Origin of the sequence: uncultured Sphingomonas sp. (assembly GCF_964244265.1) — a bacterium.
Classification (GTDB): domain Bacteria; phylum Pseudomonadota; class Alphaproteobacteria; order Sphingomonadales; family Sphingomonadaceae; genus Sphingomonas.
The window spans coordinates 27,403-49,716 of record NZ_CAXTHV010000028.1 but is presented as its reverse complement, the minus strand read 5'-3'; the positions used below and the strand labels follow the sequence as shown (position 1 = coordinate 49,716).

The 22,314-nt window shown below is 66.1% G+C and carries 22 protein-coding genes; 13 read left to right on the top strand and 9 right to left on the bottom strand.

Annotation, left to right across the window (positions count from 1 at the left end; genetic code table 11):
- The 3 genes from carB to ACFE7K_RS12095 all read left to right on the top strand — a co-directional run.
- On the top strand, positions 1-1,529 hold a 1,529-nt coding region (gene carB, locus ACFE7K_RS12105), incomplete at its 5' end, for a carbamoyl-phosphate synthase large subunit (RefSeq protein WP_375398448.1).
- Positions 1,530-1,610: 81 nt separating this feature from the next.
- Complete coding sequence (gene greA, locus ACFE7K_RS12100; RefSeq protein ID WP_375398447.1) at positions 1,611-2,087, top strand: transcription elongation factor GreA; 477 nt, start codon at positions 1,611-1,613, stop codon at positions 2,085-2,087.
- A gap of 11 nt (positions 2,088-2,098) precedes the next feature.
- A complete protein-coding gene (locus ACFE7K_RS12095; RefSeq protein ID WP_375398446.1) occupies positions 2,099-2,734 on the top strand; it encodes a rhomboid family intramembrane serine protease in 636 nt (211 codons plus the stop codon).
- A 41-nt stretch (positions 2,735-2,775) separates the two neighbouring features.
- Here the strand turns inward: ACFE7K_RS12095 and ACFE7K_RS12090 are convergent, their stop codons facing one another.
- From ACFE7K_RS12090 to ACFE7K_RS12070, 5 genes are read right to left on the bottom strand one after another with little or no spacing between them, the layout of a single operon-like run.
- On the bottom strand, positions 2,776-3,009 hold the full coding sequence (locus ACFE7K_RS12090) for a DUF4170 domain-containing protein (RefSeq protein ID WP_375398445.1): 234 nt from the start codon (positions 3,007-3,009) through the stop codon (positions 2,776-2,778).
- 38 nt (positions 3,010-3,047) lie between these two features.
- Positions 3,048-3,506, bottom strand: a complete 459-nt coding sequence (locus ACFE7K_RS12085; RefSeq protein ID WP_375398444.1) for a hypothetical protein — start codon at positions 3,504-3,506, stop codon at positions 3,048-3,050.
- 33 nt (positions 3,507-3,539) lie between these two features.
- Positions 3,540-3,818 carry a hypothetical protein gene (locus ACFE7K_RS12080; protein WP_375398443.1) on the bottom strand — a complete coding sequence of 93 codons (279 nt, stop codon included), beginning with the start codon at positions 3,816-3,818 and terminating at the stop codon, positions 3,540-3,542.
- Complete coding sequence (locus tag ACFE7K_RS12075; protein WP_375398442.1) at positions 3,815-4,174, bottom strand: phage holin family protein; 360 nt, start codon at positions 4,172-4,174, stop codon at positions 3,815-3,817. Before ACFE7K_RS12075 ends, ACFE7K_RS12080 begins: the two co-directional genes overlap by 4 nt.
- 26 nt (positions 4,175-4,200) lie before the next feature.
- On the bottom strand, positions 4,201-4,794 hold the full coding sequence (locus ACFE7K_RS12070) for a hypothetical protein (RefSeq protein ID WP_375398441.1): 594 nt from the start codon (positions 4,792-4,794) through the stop codon (positions 4,201-4,203).
- 145 nt (positions 4,795-4,939) lie between these two features.
- Here ACFE7K_RS12070 and eno point away from each other — a divergent pair, with 145 nt between their 5' ends.
- Both eno and ACFE7K_RS12060 read left to right on the top strand, forming a co-directional pair.
- Positions 4,940-6,217, top strand: coding sequence for a phosphopyruvate hydratase (eno, locus tag ACFE7K_RS12065; RefSeq protein ID WP_375398440.1), 1,278 nt, complete (start codon positions 4,940-4,942; stop codon positions 6,215-6,217).
- A 44-nt stretch (positions 6,218-6,261) separates the two neighbouring features.
- The gene (locus tag ACFE7K_RS12060) at positions 6,262-6,576 is read left to right on the top strand and encodes a septum formation initiator family protein (protein ID WP_375398439.1); all 315 of its coding nucleotides are present in this window, start codon (positions 6,262-6,264) and stop codon (positions 6,574-6,576) included.
- Here ACFE7K_RS12060 and ACFE7K_RS12055 read toward each other — a convergent pair.
- On the bottom strand, positions 6,532-7,422 hold the full coding sequence (locus ACFE7K_RS12055; RefSeq protein ID WP_375398438.1) for an alpha/beta fold hydrolase: 891 nt from the start codon (positions 7,420-7,422) through the stop codon (positions 6,532-6,534). The two genes, ACFE7K_RS12060 and ACFE7K_RS12055, sit on opposite strands and share 45 nt — an antisense overlap.
- A 121-nt stretch (positions 7,423-7,543) precedes the next feature.
- Here ACFE7K_RS12055 and ACFE7K_RS12050 point away from each other — a divergent pair, with 121 nt between their 5' ends.
- Positions 7,544-9,280, top strand: a complete 1,737-nt coding sequence (locus ACFE7K_RS12050; protein WP_375398451.1) for a DUF885 domain-containing protein — start codon at positions 7,544-7,546, stop codon at positions 9,278-9,280.
- Between the two features lie 54 nt (positions 9,281-9,334).
- Here the strand turns inward: ACFE7K_RS12050 and ACFE7K_RS12045 are convergent, their stop codons facing one another.
- Positions 9,335-10,774 carry an MFS transporter gene (locus ACFE7K_RS12045; protein ID WP_375398437.1) on the bottom strand — a complete coding sequence of 480 codons (1,440 nt, stop codon included), beginning with the start codon at positions 10,772-10,774 and terminating at the stop codon, positions 9,335-9,337.
- Positions 10,775-11,194, bottom strand: coding sequence for a cupin domain-containing protein (locus tag ACFE7K_RS12040; protein ID WP_375398436.1), 420 nt, complete (start codon positions 11,192-11,194; stop codon positions 10,775-10,777). It lies immediately after the preceding gene.
- A gap of 376 nt (positions 11,195-11,570) precedes the next feature.
- Between ACFE7K_RS12040 and ACFE7K_RS12035 the strand changes: the two genes are divergently transcribed.
- Positions 11,571-11,906, top strand: a complete 336-nt coding sequence (locus tag ACFE7K_RS12035) for a WYL domain-containing protein (RefSeq protein WP_375398435.1) — start codon at positions 11,571-11,573, stop codon at positions 11,904-11,906.
- Positions 11,907-11,940: 34 nt separating this feature from the next.
- On the opposite strand, the gene ACFE7K_RS12030 is transcribed toward ACFE7K_RS12035, so the two are convergent.
- Positions 11,941-14,250 carry an ATP-dependent helicase gene (locus ACFE7K_RS12030; RefSeq protein WP_375398434.1) on the bottom strand — a complete coding sequence of 770 codons (2,310 nt, stop codon included), beginning with the start codon at positions 14,248-14,250 and terminating at the stop codon, positions 11,941-11,943.
- Positions 14,251-14,362: 112 nt separating this feature from the next.
- Between ACFE7K_RS12030 and ACFE7K_RS12025 the strand changes: the two genes are divergently transcribed.
- The 6 genes from ACFE7K_RS12025 to ACFE7K_RS12000 all read left to right on the top strand — a co-directional run bounded on the left by ACFE7K_RS12025 (position 14,363) and on the right by ACFE7K_RS12000 (position 22,283).
- Positions 14,363-15,628 (top strand): MFS transporter, encoded by a 1,266-nt coding sequence (locus tag ACFE7K_RS12025; RefSeq protein ID WP_375398433.1) that lies wholly within the window; start codon positions 14,363-14,365, stop codon positions 15,626-15,628.
- A 59-nt stretch (positions 15,629-15,687) separates the two neighbouring features.
- Complete coding sequence (locus ACFE7K_RS12020) at positions 15,688-17,334, top strand: inorganic phosphate transporter (RefSeq protein WP_375398432.1); 1,647 nt, start codon at positions 15,688-15,690, stop codon at positions 17,332-17,334.
- A gap of 93 nt (positions 17,335-17,427) precedes the next feature.
- A complete protein-coding gene (locus tag ACFE7K_RS12015) occupies positions 17,428-18,063 on the top strand; it encodes a CerR family C-terminal domain-containing protein (protein ID WP_375398431.1) in 636 nt (211 codons plus the stop codon).
- Positions 18,060-19,184: an HlyD family secretion protein gene (locus ACFE7K_RS12010; RefSeq protein WP_375398430.1), complete on the top strand. Its 1,125-nt coding sequence runs from the start codon at positions 18,060-18,062 to the stop codon at positions 19,182-19,184. The genes ACFE7K_RS12015 and ACFE7K_RS12010 overlap by 4 nt, the downstream gene beginning before the upstream one ends.
- A gap of 1 nt (position 19,185) precedes the next feature.
- Positions 19,186-20,787 (top strand): DHA2 family efflux MFS transporter permease subunit, encoded by a 1,602-nt coding sequence (locus tag ACFE7K_RS12005; RefSeq protein ID WP_375398429.1) that lies wholly within the window; start codon positions 19,186-19,188, stop codon positions 20,785-20,787.
- 2 nt (positions 20,788-20,789) lie between these two features.
- On the top strand, positions 20,790-22,283 hold the full coding sequence (locus tag ACFE7K_RS12000; protein WP_375398450.1) for an efflux transporter outer membrane subunit: 1,494 nt from the start codon (positions 20,790-20,792) through the stop codon (positions 22,281-22,283).
- Positions 22,284-22,314 lie beyond the last annotated feature (31 nt).

The following is a 22,314-nucleotide window of genomic DNA, read 5'->3' as shown; positions in this document are numbered from 1 at the left end:
GGATCGGGCAGGGGATCGAGTTCGACTATTGCTGCTGCCACGCCTGTTTCGCGCTTCAGGACGCAGGCTATGAGACGATCATGGTCAACTGCAATCCGGAGACGGTGAGCACCGATTACGATACCTCCGACCGGCTATATTTCGAGCCGTTGACCATCGAGGACGTGCTGGAGATCCTGGCGGTCGAGCAGCAGAACGGCACGCTGGTCGGCGTGATCGTCCAGTTCGGCGGGCAGACCCCGCTCAATCTGGCGCGGGGACTCGAAAAGGCGGGTATTCCGATCCTGGGCACCAGCCCCAATTCGATCGACCTGGCCGAGGATCGCGAGCGGTTCGCGGCCCTGGTCAACCGGCTCGGCCTGCTCCAGCCGGCCAACGGCATCGCCCGCAGCTGCGACGAGGCGATCGCGGTGGCGGAGCGGATCGGTTACCCCGTGCTGATGCGCCCCAGCTACGTGCTCGGCGGGCGCGCGATGGAGATCGTCGACGGGCGCCCGCAGCTGGAGGAATATATCCAGACCGCCGTCCAGGTATCGGGCGACAGCCCCGTGCTGATCGACCGGTATCTGCGCGACGCGATCGAGGTCGATGTCGACGCGATCTGCGATGGCGCCGAGGTCGTTTTGGCGGGCGTGCTCCAGCATATCGAAGAGGCCGGGGTCCATTCGGGCGACAGTGCCTGCTCGATCCCGCCTTATTCGCTGGCGCCGGGGATCATTGCCGAGATCGAGCGCCAGACGGTGGCGCTTGCCCATGCGCTGTCGGTCGTCGGGCTCATGAACATCCAGTTTGCGGTCAAGGATGGGCTTGTCTTCCTCATCGAGGTCAACCCGCGCGCCAGCCGTACCGTACCGTTCGTCGCCAAGGCGATCGGCGCGCCGGTCGCCAAGATCGCCGCGCGCGTGATGGCCGGCGAGAAGCTGGCGAACCTGCCCGCGATCGATCGCGCGATCCGCTATTCGGCGGTCAAGGAAGCGGTATTCCCGTTCAACCGGTTCCCCGGCATCGATCCCGTGCTGTCGCCCGAGATGAAGTCGACCGGCGAGGTAATGGGGATCGACAACGACTTCACCATGGCCTTTGCCAAGGCGCAGCTTGGCGCGGGCACCATCCTGCCGCGCGGCGGCACCGTCTTCGTCAGCGTCAAGCAGGACGACAAGCCCGTGGTCCTGCCCGGCGTTCGCCTGCTCGCCGAGCATGGCTTCGCCATCGTCGCGACGGGCGGGACCGCCGACTTCCTGGCCGCCAACGATGTTCCCGTCGACCATGTCAACAAGGTCGCGCAAGGGCGTCCGCACATCGTCGACCGGATCAAGGACGGCGGGATCGACATGATCTTCAACACCACCGAGGGGTGGCAGAGCCTGAAGGATTCGCAGCCGATCCGCGCGTCGGCGCTGGCACAGAAAATTCCCTATTTTACCACGGCATCCGCCAGCGTCGCCGCGGCGCAGGCAATTATCGCGCTGACCACCCGAAGCCTTGAAGTTCGGCCGCTACAATCCTATCATTTACGCTCGCACAATTGATCCCGCGACAATCGAGCGTGTGTACGGGCGGACCTTGTGGGGCCGCGTGAGAACGAAAACTGACGAAGGACGACAGGGGTTATGGCGACCGTCGAGAAGATGCCGATGCTGCACGAGGGCTATGAAAAGCTCAATGCGGACCTGAAGCGCCTGAAAGCGGAACGCCCGATGATCGTCGACGCGATCGAGGAAGCGCGTGCGCATGGCGACTTGTCGGAAAACGCCGAATATCATGCCGCCAAGGAGCGGCAGGGCCAGATCGAGGCGTCCATCGCCGACATCGAGGACAAGCTGAGCCGTGCGCAGATCATCGACCCGACCGAATTGTCGGGCGACAAGGTCGTCTTCGGCGCGACCGTCACGCTGATCGACGAGGACGAAAAGCCGGTGACCTATCAGATCGTCGGGCAGACCGAGGCCGACGCCAAGACCGGTCGCATTAGCTACAATTCGCCGCTGGGCCGCGCCTTGATCGGCCGCAGGGTCGAAGACGAGGTGGAGGTATCGGTGCCCGCGGGCGATCGATATTATCTGGTATCCAAGATCGCCTTTATCTGAGGCGGCACGCAATGCGCTTCGACGATGCGCGCGCAACCCATGTCATCGCCGTTCTGACTTTCACCGCCTCGGCGCTGATCCTGATGCTGGGCTGGGATAATCAAGCGGCGCTGGGCGGGGGCTTCATCCCGGCGCGAGCTGGCGGTGCGATCATGCCGCCCGATTTTGGTCCCGTGGCGCCGACGTGGCTCACGCCTCTGACAGCAACGTTGATCCACGGAAACTTCATCCACCTGCTCTTCAACGGGGTGATGCTGGTCTATTGCGGCCGGGAGAGCGAACGCGCGCTGGGGCCGACCAACATCGGCATCCTGTATCTTGTCGGTGCCTATGTCGCCGCGCTCGGCCAGTGGCTGCAGGATCCGATGTCGACCGCGCCGATGATCGGGGCGAGCGGGGCAATCTCGGCGATCGTCGCCGCCTATGCCTTGCTCTATGGGCGCAGCCGGACACGGGCGATCGGGCCGGTGCCGGCCGCCTTGGTCCACGCGCTGTGGCTGGCGGCGGCCTGGACCGTCATCAACCTGCTGATCGACTTTGCCACCAGTGGCGGAGCGCGCGTCGCGATCGGCGCGCATATCGGCGGCTTCCTTGCCGGCCTGGTTCTTACCCGGCCGCTGCTGTTGTGGCGATATCGCCGGGCGTAAGCCCTGATACGGCGCGAGATGGCGGTAAAAGACCGTCCGCCCTACGAGTCGGGCATTGCCGAAGGTTGCCGGTCGGGTTCCAGCAGACGGTGCAGGTGAACGACCACATACTTCATCTCGGCATCATCGACCGTACGCTGCGCTGCGGCGCGCCATGCCTTTTCCGCCGCGCCATAATCGGGAAAGATGCCGACGACCTCGATCGCGGCGGGATCGAAGTCCAACGTCTGCGGATCGTGCACCCGACCGCCGAAGACGAGGTGAAGCTTGCTCATCGATCCCGCATAGCGCGCCGCCCGGCGGCGTTGAAGTGCTATTCGCCGCGTTTCGCCTCGATGCTCTTCATTGCCGCCTGACTGGCGACGTTGACCGCGCCGGCGACCTGGTCGAACAGCTTCGTCGCCTGCTCGCGTGCGGCGTCTCTGGTCAGCGGCAACCCGCCTAATTCGCCCTGCGCCGCGTCCCGCGCGGCAACGATCGCCCCGGTCGTGGCCGCGGTCAGCCGCTTGCCGAGCGGCGCGAGCAACTCGGTCTCCCGTTTCGACCTGGGGACCAGCGCGCCGACCACCGCGCCAAGCGCGATCCCGCCGACCAGCAGCGAGAAGGGGTTGCCCTCGATAGCATCGGCGGTGCGGCGTGCGGCGGCCCTGGCATTTTCGCGGGTCGTGTCGATCGCCTCGCCGGCGGTCTCGCGTACGCTGGTCAGCGCCTTTTCGATCCGCCCGGCCTTGGCGGTGGGCGCGGTATCGATGGCATCGGACGTATCGGTCATCGGTCGGTTCCTTTGGACAGGTCGTGAACTGAATCAGGCGTCTTCGGACTTGCGATCGAACAACCTGGCGATCGGCCGCCGCGCCAACACCGCCAGGACGAGCGCTGCGGCACCAATGGCGGGCAGCGGGTGGCGCTTCACCCGATCGACGCCGATCCGCCCGAGCTCGGCGCCCGCATCCTTGATCTCGTCGGCCGCGTCACGCGCCAGCACCGCGGGCTTCAGCCGCAGCTGGATCGCGCGCAGCGTCGCCATCAGCCGCTCCTTGGCGGCCTCCGCCTGGTGCTTGGCGATCGCCAGTTCCTTGCTCATGCCGACTTGTCCTTCGGTTCGAACACCGCGGTCGCACGGCGGAACTGGACATAACCCAACGCGGCCAGGACACCCGCCAGGACCAGCCCGCCACCGACCACGATCAGCGTGGCCCAGCCGAATCCGACCAGCTCGCGAAGCGTCAGCAGCAAGCCGACGAACCCCGACATGATCGCCGACAGCGCGACCAGCAGCGCAACGACAGCGAATACGACCGCATTGCGCGCTTCGCCCAGGCGGGCGAACAGGCGCGCCCGGTACAATTCGAATTCCGCGCGCGCGAATCCCTCGCCATCGTCGACCAGGCGCTTGAACAGCGTAGGCAAGCCTTCGTCTATCGGCAGGTCGCTGCTCACCCTCGTCCCCGATAGTTGATCGTCGATCACGCCACCTTGTCGCCGGCGGGGTCGCCGGCGGGCGCGATCCCGGACCTGATCAGGCGGGCAAGGACAAAGCCGATCGCGGCGGCGGTGCCGATCGCGATCGCCGGGCTCTTCGCGGCAAAGGCGCGCGCATCCTCGACCAGGTCGTCGACCTGCTTGGTCTTGAGCGTGTCCGAGAAATTCGACACGTACTCGGCGGCGGATCGCGCATAACGACCGTATTGATCGCCGAGCTTCTCGTCGACCGTACCTGCGGTGTCGTGCAGCAATGTCGACAGTTCGTCGAGCGCGCTGCCGGCGCGTGCCTTGCCGTCCTCGGCATAGGTCTTGGCGCGATCACCGGCAGTACGCGCGAACTTGTTGGCATTGTCGATCAACGTCTGGGCAATACCGGACGTGCCGCCCGCGCCCGCTTCCCCATCGGGCGCGCGCTCGCCTGGGCCAGGCATATCCAGCTCCGGTTCGATCGCTTCAGCGCCGGGATCGACCATCAGTGCCTCTTCATCTTCCGGCAGCAGGGACGCGGTCTTGAGAACCGCATCATCACGATCGGCATCATCGGGCCGGGACGTTTCCGTATCAGTGTCGGGCATGGCGATCGTGTCCCTTGCGTTCAGTGTGTCGACAACCCGGCGCGTACCGTCCCGGTTCCCTGCGCACGAGCGAATTGCCGTGTCCAGCACAAGCCGGTAGGAGCCCCGTGACGCCTTTAATCCAGCAATCTAGGAAGACCGTTCCATGACCGCAATCATCGATGTCCATGGCCGTCAGATCATCGATAGCCGAGGCAATCCGACGGTCGAGGTTGAAGTGATGCTGGAGGATGGCAGCTTCGGGCGCGCGGCGGTGCCGTCGGGCGCGTCGACCGGAGCGCATGAGGCGGTCGAACTGCGCGACGGCGACAAGGGCCGCTGGGCGGGCAAGGGCGTCCAGAAGGCGGTCGACGCGGTCAACGGCGAGATTGCCGAGGCGGTCTATGGCATCGATGCCGAGGACCAGGCCGATCTCGACGCGGCGATGATCACGCTGGACGGGACGAGCAACAAGGCCCGGCTGGGCGCCAATGCCATCCTGGGCGTCAGCCTGGCGGCGGCGAAGGCGGCGGCGGACGCGCGCGGCCTCCCGCTCTATCGCTATGTCGGGGGGGTTGGCGCGCACGTCCTGCCGGTGCCGATGATGAACATCATCAACGGCGGCGAGCATGCCGACAATCCGATCGACTTCCAGGAATTCATGATCATGCCGGTCGGCGCGGACTCGCTGTTCGACGCGGTGCGGTGCGGGTCCGAGATCTTCCACACGCTGAAAAAGGCGCTGCACGACAAGGGGCTGGCGACCGGGGTCGGCGACGAGGGCGGGTTTGCGCCCAACATCGCGAGCACCAGCGAGGCGTTGGACTTCATCATGAAGGCCGTGGAAACCGCCGGCTACACGCCGGGCGACAACGTGATGCTGGCGCTCGATTGCGCCGCGACCGAGTTCTTCAAGGGCGGCAGATATGAGATAGCGGGCGAAGGCAAGAGCCTGGCGAGCCACGAAATGGCCGAATACCTTGCCGATCTGACCCGGCGCTACCCGATCCTGTCGATCGAGGACGGCATGAGCGAGGACGATTTCGACGGCTGGAAGGCGCTGACCGACCTGATCGGCGACAAGGTGCAGCTGGTCGGCGACGATCTGTTCGTGACCAACCCGGTGCGGCTGAAGCAGGGCATCGCCGATGGTCTCGCCAATTCGCTGCTGGTCAAGGTCAACCAGATCGGCACGTTGACCGAGACGCTGGAGGCGGTGTCGATGGCCCAACGCGCGCGCTATACCGCGGTCATGAGCCACCGGTCGGGAGAAACCGAGGATACGATGATCGCCGACCTGGCGGTTGCCACCAATTGCGGACAGATCAAGACCGGCAGCCTGGCGCGATCCGACCGGCTGGCAAAATACAACCAGCTGATCCGAATCGAGGAGGAACTGGGTTCCGCCGCGGTTTATGCCGGACGGTCCGTATTGCGCGGATAAATCCCGCTTGATCAAGGAGTCGCCTTGCGCGAGAATAGGGTGGCATGTCCTACCGTCAGACCCCGCCGCTTTCGCTGTTGCGCAAGGCCGCTTTGCCGGCCGTCGCGGTCGTGGTCATGGCCTTTTTCGGGACGAACGCGGTGATCGGCATCAACGGCGCGCTGGCTTTTGGCGACTATCAGCATCGTCGTGCATCGGGCGAGACCCGGCTGGCGGCGCTCAAGCAGCGACAGCGGGTCCTGGCGAACCGCGTGTCGCTGCTCGATCCGCGGCGGGCCAATCCGGACATGGTCGACGAACTGGCCCGCAAGCAGCTAAATGTTGTCAATCCCGACGAGCTGGTCGTTCCCTTGAAATAACGCCTGGTTTTCGGCGCGGCCGGTGCCGAGGAACGTCAGGAGATCCTGGGTCAGGCGATCGCCGGCGGTGACGTTCAGGCCGTGGGGCTCGCCGTCATATTCGATCAGCTGCGCGCCCGTGATCCCCGCCGCCGCGGCGCGGGCGGAGGTGTCGATCGGCACGGTCTTGTCGGCGGTGCCGTGGATGATCAGCGTCGGCACATTGAACGCCGCCAGATCGGGGCGGAAATCGGTATGCGAGAAGGCCTGGGCGCAGGCCAGGGTCGGCTTCAGCCCGGCCAGCAAGGCCGTGCCGGTAGTCATCGCCAGGACATCGTCGCTGACCGGTGAACTGATCCATCCCGCGCCGAAGAATTGCGGGAAGAAGGTGTGGCGAAAGAACGCCGCGCGGTCCTGTTCGATGCCGTCGGTGATCTGGTCGAACGTTTCCTGGGGCACGCCATCGGGATTGTCGTCGGTCCGGAGCATGTACGGCACGACCGAGCTCACCAGCGCGGCGGCGACCACGCCCTTGCCCTGGTGCCGGCTCATGTAGCGCGCGACCTCGCCGCCGCCCATCGAGAAGCCGACCAGGGTCGCCTCGCTGTCGGCGCCTGTCTGCTTCATCACTTCGGCGAGATCGTCCGACAGGGTGTCGTAATCATAGCCGCTCCAGGGCTGGCTCGACCGGCCGAAGCCGCGCCGGTCATAGGCGATCGCGCGATAGCCGGCCTCGGCCAGCGCCATCGACTGCGCGTCCCAGCTGTCCGCCGACAACGGCCAGCCGTGAAGCAGGATGACGGGTCGGCCGGATCCCCAATCCTTGTAATACAGCTCGGTGCCGTCGCTGGTCGTGATGTAGGGCATGATCTGTCTCCACTCGCCAAATTGTCCCGGGAGAACGGGCGGATGTGGCCCCCCGTTCCGGCGGGCTGGCGCGAGCCGTCGCAATCTGGCAGCATCCCGTCGACGGCAGGCGGAGATGTCGATGCGGATCAGATTATTAAGCGCAAGCGCCATCCTGGCGCTGTCGGGGTGCAACGAGACCAGCGCCACCGACGTGAACGTCGCCGCGGTCGCCTCCCCCACCCCGGCCGAAAGCTGGCCAGCGTTCCGCGACGCCTTTATCGAGGGCTGGTTCAAGGTGAACCCGGCCGACGCGGTGTATCAGGGTCGCCACGATTTCGATGGCCAGATGCCCGATTGGAGCCCGGCCGGTCTGAAGGCGCAGGGCGATTTCCTGCGCAGGTCGATCGCCGGCGCAAAGGCCTATGACGGGGCCAAGCTGAACCCGGGCGACGCGTTCGAGCGCGACTATCTGGTCAAGGTCGCCGAGGGGAAGTTGTTCTGGCTGGAGGATGCCGATCAGCCGCATACCAATCCGGCTTATTATGTCGGCGGCGGGCTGGATCCCAACGTCTATATCGCCCGGCCCTATGCCGATGCGCCGACGCGGATGAAGGCGATCACCAGGTTCCTGATGCAGGTGCCCGCCGCCGCCGACAACATCCGCACCAACCTGCGCACGCCCCTGCCGCTCAGCTTCATCAACTATGGCGTTGCCGGCTTTGGCGGGCTGGCCGATTATTATGTCGGCGATGCGAAGAAGGCGTTCGCCGGGGTCAGGGACCCCGAACTGCACAAGCAGTTCGACGCGGCGGCGAAGGCGGCGGCCCTGTCGATGAAGTCGCTGGCCAATTGGCTCGACAGCCAGAAGGGCACCGCCACGCAGGGCTTCGCGCTGGGCGCCGACCGGTTCCGGCGGATGCTGGCGACGACCGAGGCGGTCGACGTCCCGCTCGACCAGCTGGAAGCCGCGGGACGCGCCGACCTGGCCAGGAACCAGGCCGCGCTGAAGGCGGCGTGCGCCACGTTCGCCGCCGGCAGGACGATCCAGCAATGCGTCGAGAAGATGAACGCCAACAAGCCGCCCGACAATGACCCCGTGGCCGAAGCGCGCAAGCAGATCCCGATGCTGCGCCGGTTCGTGGTCGACAACGACCTGGTCTCGATTCCGGGGACCGAACAGGCGCTGGTCGAGGAAAGCCCGCCCTATAATCGCCAGAACTCGGCCTATATCGACCCTCCCGGACCGTTCGATAAGGGTATCGCCTCGGTCTATTACATCTCGCCGCCCGACCCGTCCTGGTCGAAGGAGAAGCAGCTGGGCTTCGTGCCGGGCAAGATGGACCTGCTGTTCACGTCGGTCCATGAGGTGATGCCGGGGCATTTCGTCCAGTTCCTTCACGCCAACCGCTCACCGTCTTTGTTCGGGCGGCTGTTCGTCGGCTATGGCTATGCCGAGGGCTGGGCGCATTATGCCGAGGAGATGATGTGGGAGGCCGGGCTCGGCAGGGGCGACGCCGAGACGCATATCGGCGAGCTCAGCAACGCCCTGCTGCGCGACTGCCGCTTCCTGTCGGCGATCGGCATGCATGCCAAGGGCATGAGCCAGGCGGAATCGTTCACGATGTTTCGCGAGCAATGCTATCAGGGCGAAGGCAGCGCGGACCAGCAGGCGGCGCGGGGCACCTATGATCCCGCTTATCTCAACTACACGATGGGCAAGCTGATGATCCGCCGGCTGCGCGAGGACTGGACGGCGACGCGCGGCGGACGGGCGGCGTGGAAGGCGTTTCACGACCGGTTCCTGTCCTATGGGGGTCCGCCGATCCCGCTGGTCCGCGCCGCGATGATGGGCGGCGACGCAAAGGCGGTGTTCTAGGGGCTTGGCGCCCGCACCGCAAAACGCGTTCTCAGTGCGTTTTCAAACAGACTCTCAGCGCGTGGTCTTGAGCGTCGGGACCTCGTCCGCCACTTCCGTGCGATCGGGATCGCGAACCGAGGGGCGCATCCGGGCCAGGCTGCACAGCCCCGCGACAAGCGCCAGGCCGGCCGCGATCAGCGCGGGCGCGCGCCCGCCGCCGATGCCGAGCGCCAGCAGCCCGGCGAGCAGCGTCGCGCCGGTGGTCTGCCCGACCAGCCGTACGGTCGAGATCAGGCCGCCCGCCGCCGCTGCGCGATCTCGCGTGGCGCTGCCCAGGATCAGCCGGGCGTTGGGCGGCAGGAAGATGCCGAAGCCCGATCCGCACAGCGCCATCCGCCAGGCAATGTCGACATAGCCGGGATGTGCCGGCAGCAGGGCGATCAGCAGGAGCGCGCCGATGCTGATGGCCATGCCGATCCCGCCCAGGATGCCCGCCGGAATCCGGTCGGAGAGCATGCCGGACAATGGCGCCACGATCATGTTGGTCATCGGCCACGGCGCCAGGGCGGCGCCGACCGCGGCAATGCTGAAACCGAACTCCTGCGTCAGCCGGAACGGCATCGACAGCAGCAGCATCATCGAGGCGGTGAAAGCTGTAAAGGCGCCAACCGCCGACAAGGTGACCACCGGCTTGGCCAACAGATCGAGCGGGAGGATCGGATTTTCGACGTGACGCTCGCGACGGACGAAGCGGGAGCCGATCAGGAGACCGAGCAGCACGATCGCCGCGGAAACGACCGGGCTGTCGCCGTGAACGCCGCTTTCGGCGCCGCCGATGACCAGTCCGAACGTGGCCGCGCACATCACCGCGCCCGCCGCATCGAAGCGCCGGTCTTGCGCGGGCGGATCGGGCAGCGCGCCGCCCAGCAGCAAGCTGACGATGGCCAGGGGAACCGCGCAGGCGAACACCCACGGCCACGGGGCGAACGCCAGCACCAGCCCGCCGGCGGTCGGCGCGGCGGCGGCGGCGCTGGAGATGACCACGCTGTTGATGCCCAGCCCGCGACCGAGCTGCTTACTGGGATAGGTTGATCGGATCAGCGCCGACGATACGGACAGCGCGCCTGCCGCGCCGATCGCCTGTGCCGCGCGGACGATCAGCAGGAACGGCAGGCTCCTGGCGAAAAAGCACAGCAAGGTCGCGACGGTGAAGACCAGCTGCCCGCCCTGGTACATCCGCTTCAGGCCGATGCGCTCCCCGAGCCCGGCCAGCGGCAGCAGCAGCATGACCAGCATCAGCTGATAGACGGTGACGATCGACACCACCGCGCTGGGCGCGACCCGCAGGTCGCCGGCGATGCTGGGCAGCGCGACGTTGGCGATTCCGCCGTCCAGGATGATCAGCGCGCTGCCGCAGCTCAACGAGGCGATCGCGGCATAACGGCGCGGTACCGGCAGACCGTCCGTGTCGTCGGTCCGCACGGCGCGGGGCGGGTCGGCTGGGCTGGTCATTCACTCTTTCCCTGGCGGATACCAGCCGGGCGGCGCAAGCTCGAAGCCAGCAAAGTCGAAGGCCGGCACGACGACGCAGCTGACCAGCGCCCAGCCGCTGCGGGGCTCGGCCGCCTGCCAGGCGAGCGATGGCACGATCACCTGCGGATTGGCCGGGCCGAGCACATGTTCCACCACGCCGTTACTGTCAGTGCCGGTGGCGGCGATCAGCAGTGTCAGCGGATCGCCGGCATTCCAAATCCACAATTCGGCGGCGTCGACCCGGTGCCAGTGCGATCGTTCGCCAGCGTCGAGCAGGAACAGGATCGCGGTGGCAAGGCCGCGCGCGCCTTCTACCGACGGCACGCGCATCGTCTCACGGAACCACCCGCCCTCCGGATGGGGCGATAGATCGAGTCTGGCGACAAGCGGGTGGGGCATGGCATCCTGCCATGCCTCCCGCGGCAGGGCGGAGACAAGCGCCTTTGCCGGAAACCTGCCCACTGCGACGAGCTGATCTGGATCAACATGATCGGCGGGAACGGCAGTCCGGGCGGCGAGTTATGTCGCTATCGAAACGACGAGAGGAGTTGATAATGGGCAAGGGCATCCTGTTGTGGCTGATCGGTATTCCGCTACCGATCATCATCCTCCTGCTGCTGTTCTGGCATTGATGTAGGGTCGGCCGCCTTGGCAAAAGGCGGCCGGTACTTTTTGATGGCGACGTAATCGTCGCAGCGTTTTCGGCACGGCCGGTCTGACACTAGCAGCCAAGAAAACGTTTGCTGCGATGCAACACAGCCCGTACCTTGCGGATATGTACCTCACGGATGAATCGGGGCCGCGAAAGGTCGTATCCACGCCGCTGGCCTTCGAGGCGATCGTTCGCCAGCGCTGCCTGGTCGGCACGTACAATCGCCAGCGGGTGACGCTCGCACCGCATGCCTTGTTCACCCGCAATGAGGCGCTTTACCTTGTCGCGGTGACGATCGACCGCGACGGCCAGCCACCCCGCGAGGCCAAGATCGGGCTGTTCAAGCTGGACGGCTTGGCCGGTATCACCCTCATCGAGCGGCCGTTCGAACGCAGCCCTCTGTTCGAGCCCGCCGACGAGCGTTTTGCGGCGACCACGCTGATGGCGGTCGAAGGCTGAACCCGGCAACGCGCCGCGTCGATCGATCGGGCGATCAGCCCATGCTCACGAAGCTGTCCATTACCCTTTTGCGGCCCGCTGTCGCAAAGTCGATCTCCAGCTTGTTGCCTTCGATTTCGGCGATCTCGCCATAGCCGAACTTCTGGTGGAACACGCGCATTCCCACCGAAAGATCGGACCTTCCCTTGTTGCCCAGGCTCACCGCACTGGCTCGTGCCTCCACAATGCGGGGCGCTTCGCGGGTGAAGGTGCGGCTGGTGAAGCCGCCGCCGGGCTTGCTCGGATCGATCCCCGCTGCGCGCTGCCAACCGGGGCCACGGCCGGCACCGCGTGCGACATCGGCGAAGGGATCGGCGCGTTCGGACCAATTGGCGCGCCACAGGCTCTCGCCGCCCGCCATGCTGGTCTCGCTCTCAATGTGTTCGCCGGGCAGTTCGCCGACGAAGCGGCTGGGGATGCTCGACGTCCACTGGCCATAGATGCGGCGGTTGGCGGCATGGATGATGACCGCCCGCCGGCGTGCACGGGTGATCGCGACATAGGCCAGGCGGCGTTCCTCCTCCAGGCTGGCGAGCCCGCCTTCGTCAAGCGCGCGCTGGCTGGGGAACAGCCCTTCCTCCCACCCGACCAGGAACACGGTGTCGTATTCCAGGCCCTTGGCGGCATGGATCGTCATGATCGTGACCTTGGCTTCGTCGGCGGCGCCTTCGTTATCCATCACCAGGCTGACATGTTCCAGGAAGGCGCCGAGGCTGTCATATTCCTCCATTGCGCGGACGAGTTCGGTGAGGTTTTCCAGGCGGCCCGCGGCGTCGGCCGATTTCTCCGCCTGGTACATCGCGGTGTAGCCGCTCTCGTCGAGGATCCGGCGGGCAAGGTCGGGGTGGGGCAGGCTGCCCGCCAGGCTGCGCCAGCGCGCCATGTCGCCGACAAGGTTGCCGAGCGACTTGCGCGCCGCGCCGGTCAGTTCGTCGGTGTCGAGGATACGCGCGGCGGCAACGGTCAGCGGAATGCCCTGGGCGCGGGCGAGCTGGTGGACCTTGGCCACCGCCTTGTCGCCCAGACCGCGCTTTGGGACGTTGACGATGCGTTCGAAGGCGAGGTCGTCGGCGGGTTGCGCAACGACGCGCAGATAGGCGAGCGCGTCGCGAATCTCGGCACGCTCGTAGAAGCGGAACCCCCCGACGATGCGGTACGGCATCCCGACCGCGATGAAGCGGTCCTCGAACTCGCGTGTCTGGTGCTGCGCGCGGACCAGGATGGCGATGTCGTCGAGGCTCTTGCCCGAACGCCGGCATGCCTCGATCTCGTCACCGACCCGGCGCGCCTCCTCGGGGCCGTCCCACACGCCCAGCACCTTGACCTTCTCGCCGGCCTGCTCGTCGGTCCAGAGCGTCTTGCCGAGCCGGCCGCCATTGTTGGCGATGACCCCGCTGGCGGCGGCCAGGATGTGCGGGGTGGAGCGGTAATTCTGTTCGAGCCGGATGACCTTGGCGCCGGGAAAGTCCTTTTCGAACTTCAGGATGTTCTCGACCTGTGCACCGCGCCAGGAATAGATCGACTGATCGTCGTCGCCGACGCAGCACAGGTTCCTGGAGCGCTGCGCGAGCAGGCGGAGCCACAGATACTGGACGCTGTTGGTGTCCTGATACTCGTCGACCATGATGTAGCGAAAGCGCTGCTGATACTGCGCCAGCACCTCGCGATCGGTCTTCAGGACGGTCAGCATGTGGAGCAGGAGGTCGCCGAAATCGCAGGCGTTGAGCGTCTTCAGCCGATCCTGATACGCGACGTACAGCTCGCCGCCGCGGCCATTGGCATAGCGTTCCGACTCGCCGGCGCCGATGTCGCGCGGGGTCAGCCCCTTGTTCTTCCATTCGTCGATGAGCCCGCCCAGGCTGCGCGCCGGCCAGCGTTTCTCGTCCAGGTCGGCGGCCAGCACGAGCTGCTTGAGCAGCCGCAGCTGGTCGTCGGTATCGAGAATCGTGAAATTGGCGTGCAGCCCGACCAGTTCTGCGTGGCGGCGCAGCATCTTCGCCCCGATCGAATGAAAAGTGCCCAGCCACGGCATTCCCTCGACCATGTCGCCGACCAGCGCGCGAACGCGCTCGCGCATTTCCCGCGCCGCCTTGTTGGTGAAGGTGACCGACAGGATCTCCGATGGCCACGCCCTCCGGGTATGGAGCAGGTGCGCCAGCCGCGCGGTCAGCGCCGCGGTCTTGCCGGTGCCCGCGCCAGCCAGCACCAGCACCGGTCCCTCAAGGGTCAGCACCGCCTCGCGCTGCGGCGGATTGAGGCCACGGATATAGGGCGGATCATCGACGGAAGGCGCGGGAAGACTCATCGCTGAACAGGTAGGGAACGCGGCCAGCCCGGACAACCGTCTTCATTTTCCCGTTGGCGGGGCAGCATTGTCTCGATCTCGCAATTCATGGGTTTGCCCCTTAAGCGGGGCCATGAACCCGATCCGCGCGCATGCCCGCATCCTGACCGCCGCCTTGGTTGGCACCTCTGTCGAATTTTACGACTTCTATATCTATGCGACCGCCGCCGCGCTGGTGCTGGGGCCGGCTTTCTTCCCGTCGAGCGACCCGGGAGTCCAGTTGCTGTCCTCCTATGCCAGCCTGGGGCTGGCGTTCGTTGCGCGGCCGGTGGGGGCGGCGGCTTTCGGGCATTTCGGCGACCGGCTGGGGCGAAAGTCGACGTTGGTCGCCAGTTTGATGCTGATGGGTGCCTCGACCTTTCTGATCGCCTTCCTGCCGACCTATGCGCAGATCGGCTGGTGGGCGCCGCTCCTCCTGTGCCTGTTGCGCTTCGGGCAGGGCTTCGGCCTGGGCGGCGAGTGGGGCGGGGCGGCGCTGCTCGCGGTCGAGAACGCGCCGCCGTACTGGCGCGGGCGGTTCGGCACCGCGCCGCAGATGGGCGCGCCGGTCGGCTTCATCGCCGCGAACGGCCTGTTCCTGGTGCTCGGCGCGACGCTGACTCCGGCGCAGTTCGCCGCCTGGGGTTGGCGCCTGCCGTTCCTGCTGAGCGCGATCCTGGTCGCGCTGGGCCTGTGGGTACGGCTGCGGATCAGCGAGACGCCGGCCTTTGCCCGCGTTCTGGCGGAGGGGTCGCCGCCCAGCGTCCCGCTGGCCGAGATGGCGGGCGCGCACGGCGCGGCGGTGCTGCGCGGGACATTGGCGGTAGTGGCGTGCTTCGCGATCTTCTACATCGCGACCGCTTTCGCGCTTGGCTATGGCACCGCGACCTTGGGCCATTCGCGTCAGGCATTCCTGGCCGTCCAGCTGGTCGCGATCCTGTTCATGGCCGCCGGCATCCTGATCGCGGGATGGTGGAGCGACCGCGCCAGCCCCCGCCAGGTGCTGATCTGGGGTTGCCTGGGTACGATTGCCGCCGGTGCCCTGCTGGCGCCGCTGATGGCCGGGCCGCTGATGCAGGCCGGAATGTTTCTGGGCATCGCCTTGCTGGTCATGGGATCCGTCTATGGTCCGCTCGGCGCGTGGCTGCCCGCGCAATTCCCCGCGCGGGTGCGCTATACCGGCACGTCGATTGCCTTCAACGTGGGCGGCGTGATCGGCGGCGCGCTGACCCCGCTCGCCGCGCAGGCGCTGTCGCGGCACGGGCTCGGATGGGTCGGCCTGTATCTGGCGGCGGCCGGACTGCTCAGCCTGGCCGCCCTCCTGACGGGTGGCGGATCGGCGACCGAACGGACCGACTAACTACGGGTTCGACAGCGGGTGTCACGCACTTGTCATATATTGCCCGCAAGGGCGCGAGGATGGCGAGCGAATTCATTGCGGCCGGCGGAGTGGCCGAGACCGGGGTTTCGCGCGGGCCGCAACTCGATCGGGCGCATCATCCGCTGGCGCGCTGGCTGTTCCTTGCGGTGCTGGCCGGCGCCCTCGGCTATGCCGCGTTCAGCATCCTGACCGACACCCGGCAGGTCGGCGAGCAGATGGCCGGGGGCGTGTTCGCCTTCCTGATCCTCGCCTTGCTGATCGCGTTGGGATTCGAATTCGTCAACGGCTTCCACGACACCGCCAATGCCGTGGCGACGGTGATCTACACCCATTCGATGCCCGCGCCGGTGGCGGTGATCTGGTCGGGCTTCTTCAATTTCCTCGGCGTGCTATTGTCGTCGGGCGCGGTTGCCTATACCATCGTCACGCTGCTGCCGGTCGACCTGATCCTGCACGTCGGGTCCGGCGCGGGCTATGCGATGATCTTCGCCTTGTTGCTGGCGGCGGTGACCTGGAACCTCGCAACCTGGTGGGTCGGGCTGCCCAATTCTTCCAGCCATGCGCTGATCGGGTCGGTGCTGGGCGTCGGCGTCTCCAACCAGCTGCTCGCCCCGGGTGGCGAGGGGACGGCGGGGGTCGACTGGAACCAGGCATATACTGTGTTTTCCGCGCTGCTCTTCTCGCCGTTGATGGGCTTTGCCGGGGCGTTCTTGCTGCTGTGGCTGATGAAGCTGACGATCCGCGTGCCCAAGCTGTATCGCGAGCCCGATCGCGACGCGCCGCCGCCGCTCGCCATTCGCGGATTGCTGGTCCTGACGTGCACCCTGGTCAGCTTCTTTCACGGCAGCAATGACGGCCAGAAGGGCATGGGGCTGATCATGCTGATCCTGATCGGCTGCGCGCCCACCGCCTATGCGCTCAACCGCACGATGCCGGAGTCCCAGACACCGGCGTTTGTCGCGACCGCGGTCAATGCCGCGCAGATATTCTCGGCAAAGGCCGGTCCCGCCGCCAGCCGATCGGTCGACGATGCCCGCACTATTCTGACCGCCGCGTTGCAGCAGCGCGCGGTCGACGGTCCGCGGGTCGCCGGCGCGGTCGCCGCGCTGTCGATCGATCTCAGCCAGCGCATCCAATCCTATGGCGCCTTGTCGCGGGTGCCGGCGGCGGCGACGGGCAATTTGCGCAACGACATGTATCTGGTGCTCGACACGACCCGGCTGATCACCAAGCGCAAGACCACGGCGCCGGCCTTTTCACCGGCGGATCTCACGGCGATCGGTGATTATCAGAAGATGCTGGAACAGGGGACGCGCTACATTCCGTTCTGGGTGAAGGCGGCAGTGGCGATCGCGTTGGGCCTGGGCACGATGATCGGCTGGAAACGGATCGTCGTCACCGTCGGCGAGAAGATCGGCAAGACGCACCTGACCTATGGCATGGGCGCCGCCGCCGAACTGGTCGCTGCGGTCACCATCGCCTTTGCCGACCGGTTGGCGGTGCCGGTATCGACGACGCACATTCTGTCCTCCGGCGTCGCCGGCGCTAGCGTAGCCAACGGCGCCGGGCTGCAGGTGCGGACGATACGGAACATGATCCTCGCCTGGGTGCTGACGCTGCCGGCGGCGATGGTGCTGGCGGGCCTGTTATACTGGCTGCTGCTGAGTTTCGTCCGGCTGACCTGATCGCGGGATCAAAGTCGCGACCAGGTCGCTAGCCAGCATATGAATTGACGTGTTCGTTCGAACGAACTAGTGGCTCGGTCCTATGGAGGACCGATGATCCAGCAACGCCTGCTCGACGTCGCGGTGCGCGAATTCGGGGCCAAGGGTCTCGACGGCGCCTCGACCCGCAGCATTGCGGCGCAAGCGGGCGCGGCGATGTCGTCAATCACCTATCATTACGGCAGCAAGGAGGGACTTTATCTCGCTGCCGCCGATTACGTTGCCGGACAATTGGGCGGCGTGGCGGACGATGACCGGCTGGGGGCGGCGATCGAGGCAGGCGATTCGGCGGAAGCACGTCGGTGCGTTCACCTCCTGCTCGGTGGTTTACTGGCGCGCATGTTTGAAGGACAGGCGGATAATTGGGCGCTCTTCATCATGCGCGAGCAGATGAACCCCACCGAAGCCTTTGAGCGGATCTATGCCGGACCGATGGGCCGCAACGCCGACGCGCTGGTCGATCTGATCTGCGTCGTGGCCGGTACGAAGGACCGCAGGGCGGCGCAGCTGGCGGCGATCGCGCTGTTCGGCCAGGTGCTGATCGTCAAGGCGGGGCGCGCGACCTGCCACAAGATATTGGAGCGGGAGACGCTCGGCCGCGACATCATCCAATCCTATTCCGATCATGTCGCGGCCAACACCGATACCATTCTAGACCGGATGATCGCCGAGCGAGAGGAGCAGGCATGAGCGACCAGACCGGCAGCGCCGGCGACACCCAGGCCGACAAGGGCGCCGAAGGCGAAACGGACGACGCTTCAACCAAGCCGTCGATCTTCAGCAAGCCCATGTTCTGGGTGATTCTGATTGTCGTCGTCGCGGCGATCACGATCGGCGGCACTTTCTATTACCTTCATGCGCGGCAGTTTGAATCGACCGACGATGCCTTTGTCGACGCGCATATCGTGCGGCTCGCGCCCGAAATAGCGGGCACGCTAATTCAGGTCGCCGATATCGATAATCGTCATGTCAAGGCCGGCGATCTGCTTGCGGTGATCAAGCCGTCCGGTCCTGAAGCGCAACTGGCCGAAGCCAATGCCGGCGTCACCCAGGCTCAGGCGCAAGTCGATCAGGCCCGTGCCCAGGTCGCCGCCGCGATCGCGACACGCCAGCAGACCGCCGCGCAGGCGCAATCGCCGGTGGCCAACGCGATCAGGACTGCGCGCGATTTCGCCCGCTACCAACAATTGGTGCGAATCGATAGCGCGGCAGTCGCCGCGACCCAGATCGACGACGCACGTGCCAAGGCGCGGACCGCGGCGGCCGATGCCGCCGCCGCCCGGAGCCAGATCGCCAGCGCCGATGCCCAGGTCGCCGTCGCCCGGCGCCAGGTTGCAGCGGCCGAGGCCGCGATATTGGCGCGGCGCGCGCAGGTCGATCAGGCGAAGGTGACGTTGGGCAATTTGCGGCTGACCGCACCGGTATCGGGGCAGGTGGTCAATCGCCAGGTCAATCTCGGCTCGTACGTGGCGCCCGGCAGTCAGCTGATGGCGATCGTTCCCGACACGATGTGGGTCACCGCCAATTTCAAGGAGACCCAGCTGAAGAGCATGCGCATCGGCCAGGTCGTGGCGATCAAGGTGGACGCATTTCCGGACGTCAAGTTCAAGGGCCGCGTCGATTCGATCCAGCGCGGCGCAGGTCAGGCATTCGCCCTGCTGCCGCCGCAGAACGCGACGGGCAATTACGTCAAGGTCGTCCAGCGTGTTCCCGTGCGGATCACCTTCATTGTCGGCAAGGACGATCCCGATCCTCGCGACTATCCGATCGGCCCGGGCATGTCGGTGGTCCCGACGGTCAAGGTGCGCTGAGATGGCCAGCGCCGCGCCTGCGGCCGGATGGGACGGCTGGGACTCCTCACGATCCGCGGCGGGAAGGTACAATCCGTGGCTGATCGTCGGCATCATCTCGCTGCCGACCTTCATGGAGGTGCTGGACACCTCGATCGCCAATGTCAGCCTGGACCATATTGCCGGCGGCCTGTCGATCTCGACCGACCAGGCGACGTGGGTGCTGACCAGCTATCTGGTCGCCAACGCGATCATCATCCCCATTTCCGGCTGGCTGAGCGATGCGATCGGCCGCAAGCGTTATTTCATGATCTCGATCGCGCTGTTCGTGATCTCGTCGTTCGTCTGCGGCATCGCGCCCAATCTGTCGACCCTGGTCATCGCGCGGGTGTTCCAGGGCATTGGCGGCGGCGGCCTGGCGCCGGTCGAGCAATCGATGCTGATCGACACCTTTCCTCCCAAGCAGCGCGGCATGGCAATCGCGGCCTTCGCCATCGTCGTGGTGGTGGGACCGGTGCTCGGTCCGACGCTTGGCGGCTATATCACCGAGCAGGCCAGTTGGCATTGGGTGTTCCTGATCAACGTGCCGGTCGGCATCGTCGCCTTTTTCCTGACCAATCTGTTCGTCGACGAACCCGATCAGGTGAAGGCCGACCGCGCCAAGCGGATCAAGGGCGGGCTGAGGATCGACTATATCGGCGTCGTACTGGTCGCGCTGGGGCTCGGCTTCTTCGAACTCACGCTCGATCGTGGCGAGCGCGAGCAATGGTTCGCGAGCAGCTTCATCGTCGCTACGGCGACGATCTCGGCGGTGTCGCTGATCGGTCTGATATTCTGGGAATTGAACCACAAGGACCCTGTCGTCGATCTCAAGCTGCTCAAGAACCGCAATTTCGCGATCACGTTGCTGGTCATGACGCTGACCGGGCTGATCCTGTTCAGTACCACCCAGTTGATCCCGCAGATGTTGCAGCAGGTGATGGGTTACAGCTCGTTCGATGCGGGGCTGGCGCTGACCCTGGGCGGCTTGGCGACATTGGTCGCGGTGCCGTTCGCCGGTCGGATGGTCGGCAAGGTCGACGTACGATTGCTGTTGGGGGGCGCGTTGTTCGTGCAGGCAGCCGCGCTGTGGAACATGTCGCACTGGACCGCGGACATCGCCTTTGCCGACGCGGCGATCGGCCGGCTGTACCAGTCGATGGCGCTGCCGTTCCTGTTCGTGCCAATCAATGCCATCGCCTATCAGGGGCTGCCGCGCGAAGCGACCGCGCAGGCTTCCAGCCTGCTCAACGTCGCGCGCAACCTGGGCGGTTCGATCGGCATTTCCGCGGCCCAGACTTTACTGGTCGGCGCCGTACAGCGGCACCAGTCGGAACTCGTCCAAGGGCTGAACCCGCTCAATCCCATTTATACCGAGTGGCTGGGCAAAGCAGGTAACGCGTTCGGCGGCGCGGGCGCGGAGATGACGCCGCTGGCGGTGCTGTACCAGCAGGTCCAGCGGCAGGCGGCAATGCTTGGGTTCCTCGACGTGTTTCGCACGCTCATGGTGCTGATCCTGGTGACGATGCCGATCATCATCCTGATGCGATCGGGCAAGGGCGCGGGCGGAGGAATGGGACATTGACGATGCGCAAGATCCGGCTGTTCGCTTCGCCGCTGGCGATCGCGGCGATCCTGTCGGCATGCGCCGTCGTGCCAAACTATGCTCGGCCCGACATTGACGTGCCGACACGCTTCGCCGGACCGCAGCCCGCGCCGCCCGCAGGTCAGTCGGTGGATCCGGCGCGCTGGTGGGACGCGTTCGACGATTCCGTACTGACGGGGCTGATCGACCGGGCGTTGCGCGACAACCCGGATGTTGCGACCGCAGCCAGCAGGGTGCGCCAGGCACGCCTCCAGGAAATTCAGGCGCGCAGCCAGTTCAAGCCTCTGATCAACGCCAACGTGGGGGCGACCGACGTCAAATTCAGCAAAAATGCCGGATTTTCATCGCTTGCCCGTGCTTTTTCAGGCGGTTCGGGCAGCGGCACTGAGAGCGGAACGGGAAGCGGTGTCGCGCTGCCGGGGGATAGCATCCTGACCTATGCCGTCGGGTTCGACGCGAACTGGGAACTCGATCTGTTCGGCGGCGGCCGGCGCGGGGCCGAGGCCGCGGTGGCGCGGACGCGTGCCGCCGAATGGACCCAGCGCGATGCCGCGGTCACCCTCGCCGCGGAGGTCGCGGACGCCTATTTCGCGCTGCGCCTGGATCTTCAGCAAGTCACGATGCTGGACGGCGAGATCGAGCGTCAGACGCGCGCCCAGCAGATCTCGGCCAATATCGCTAGGGTCGGCCTGGTCCCGGCGATCAACGTCACGCGGCAGAACGGCAACATCACCGCGACGCGCGCGCGGCTGGAGCCGATCAAGGCCGATGCCGAAACGCGCAAGCACGCGCTGGCGATCCTGCTGGGGCAACCGCCCGAGGCGCTGGCGGACGAACTTGGCGGGACGTTGCCGCCCCTGATCGCGGCACCCGAAATTCCCCCCGGCCTCCCCTCCGATCTGCTGCGACGACGGCCCGACATCCGCGCCGCCGAGCGGCAATTGGCGGCGGCAACGGCCGATGTCGGGATCGCCGTCGCCGACCTTTATCCGAAGTTCACCCTGACCGGGATGGCGCAACTGATCTCGACTGCACTGCGTACGTTGTTCACCGGCGACAGCCTGCAACTGACGGGTAGCGGCCAGGCGACATTCCCGCTGTTCGACTGGGGCCGGCGCAAGGCGATTGTCGGACTGCGCAAGGAAGATCGCGAGCAGGCGTATCTCGCCTATCGCAAGACAGTGCTGCAGGCCTTGCGCGACGTCGAGGATCCGCTGGCGCAGATCGATGCCGAGCGTCGGCGCAATATGTTGCTCGGCCAGGCCGTGGCCGATACCGAACGTTCAGTGGCGGCGGATCTGGCGCGCTACAAGAGCGGGCTGGTGGCGCAGGACGCGGTGATCAACGGCCAGATCGATGTGCTGCGTGCACGAGAACAGCTGGCGGCAAGCGACGCGCAGCTGAGGCAGGAGACGATTGCGCTGTTCAAGGCGATTGACGGTGGATGGTCGGAAGGTCCGGCATCCGCTTCATAAACCCATCCCGCATGACCGGGAAGCAAGGGAA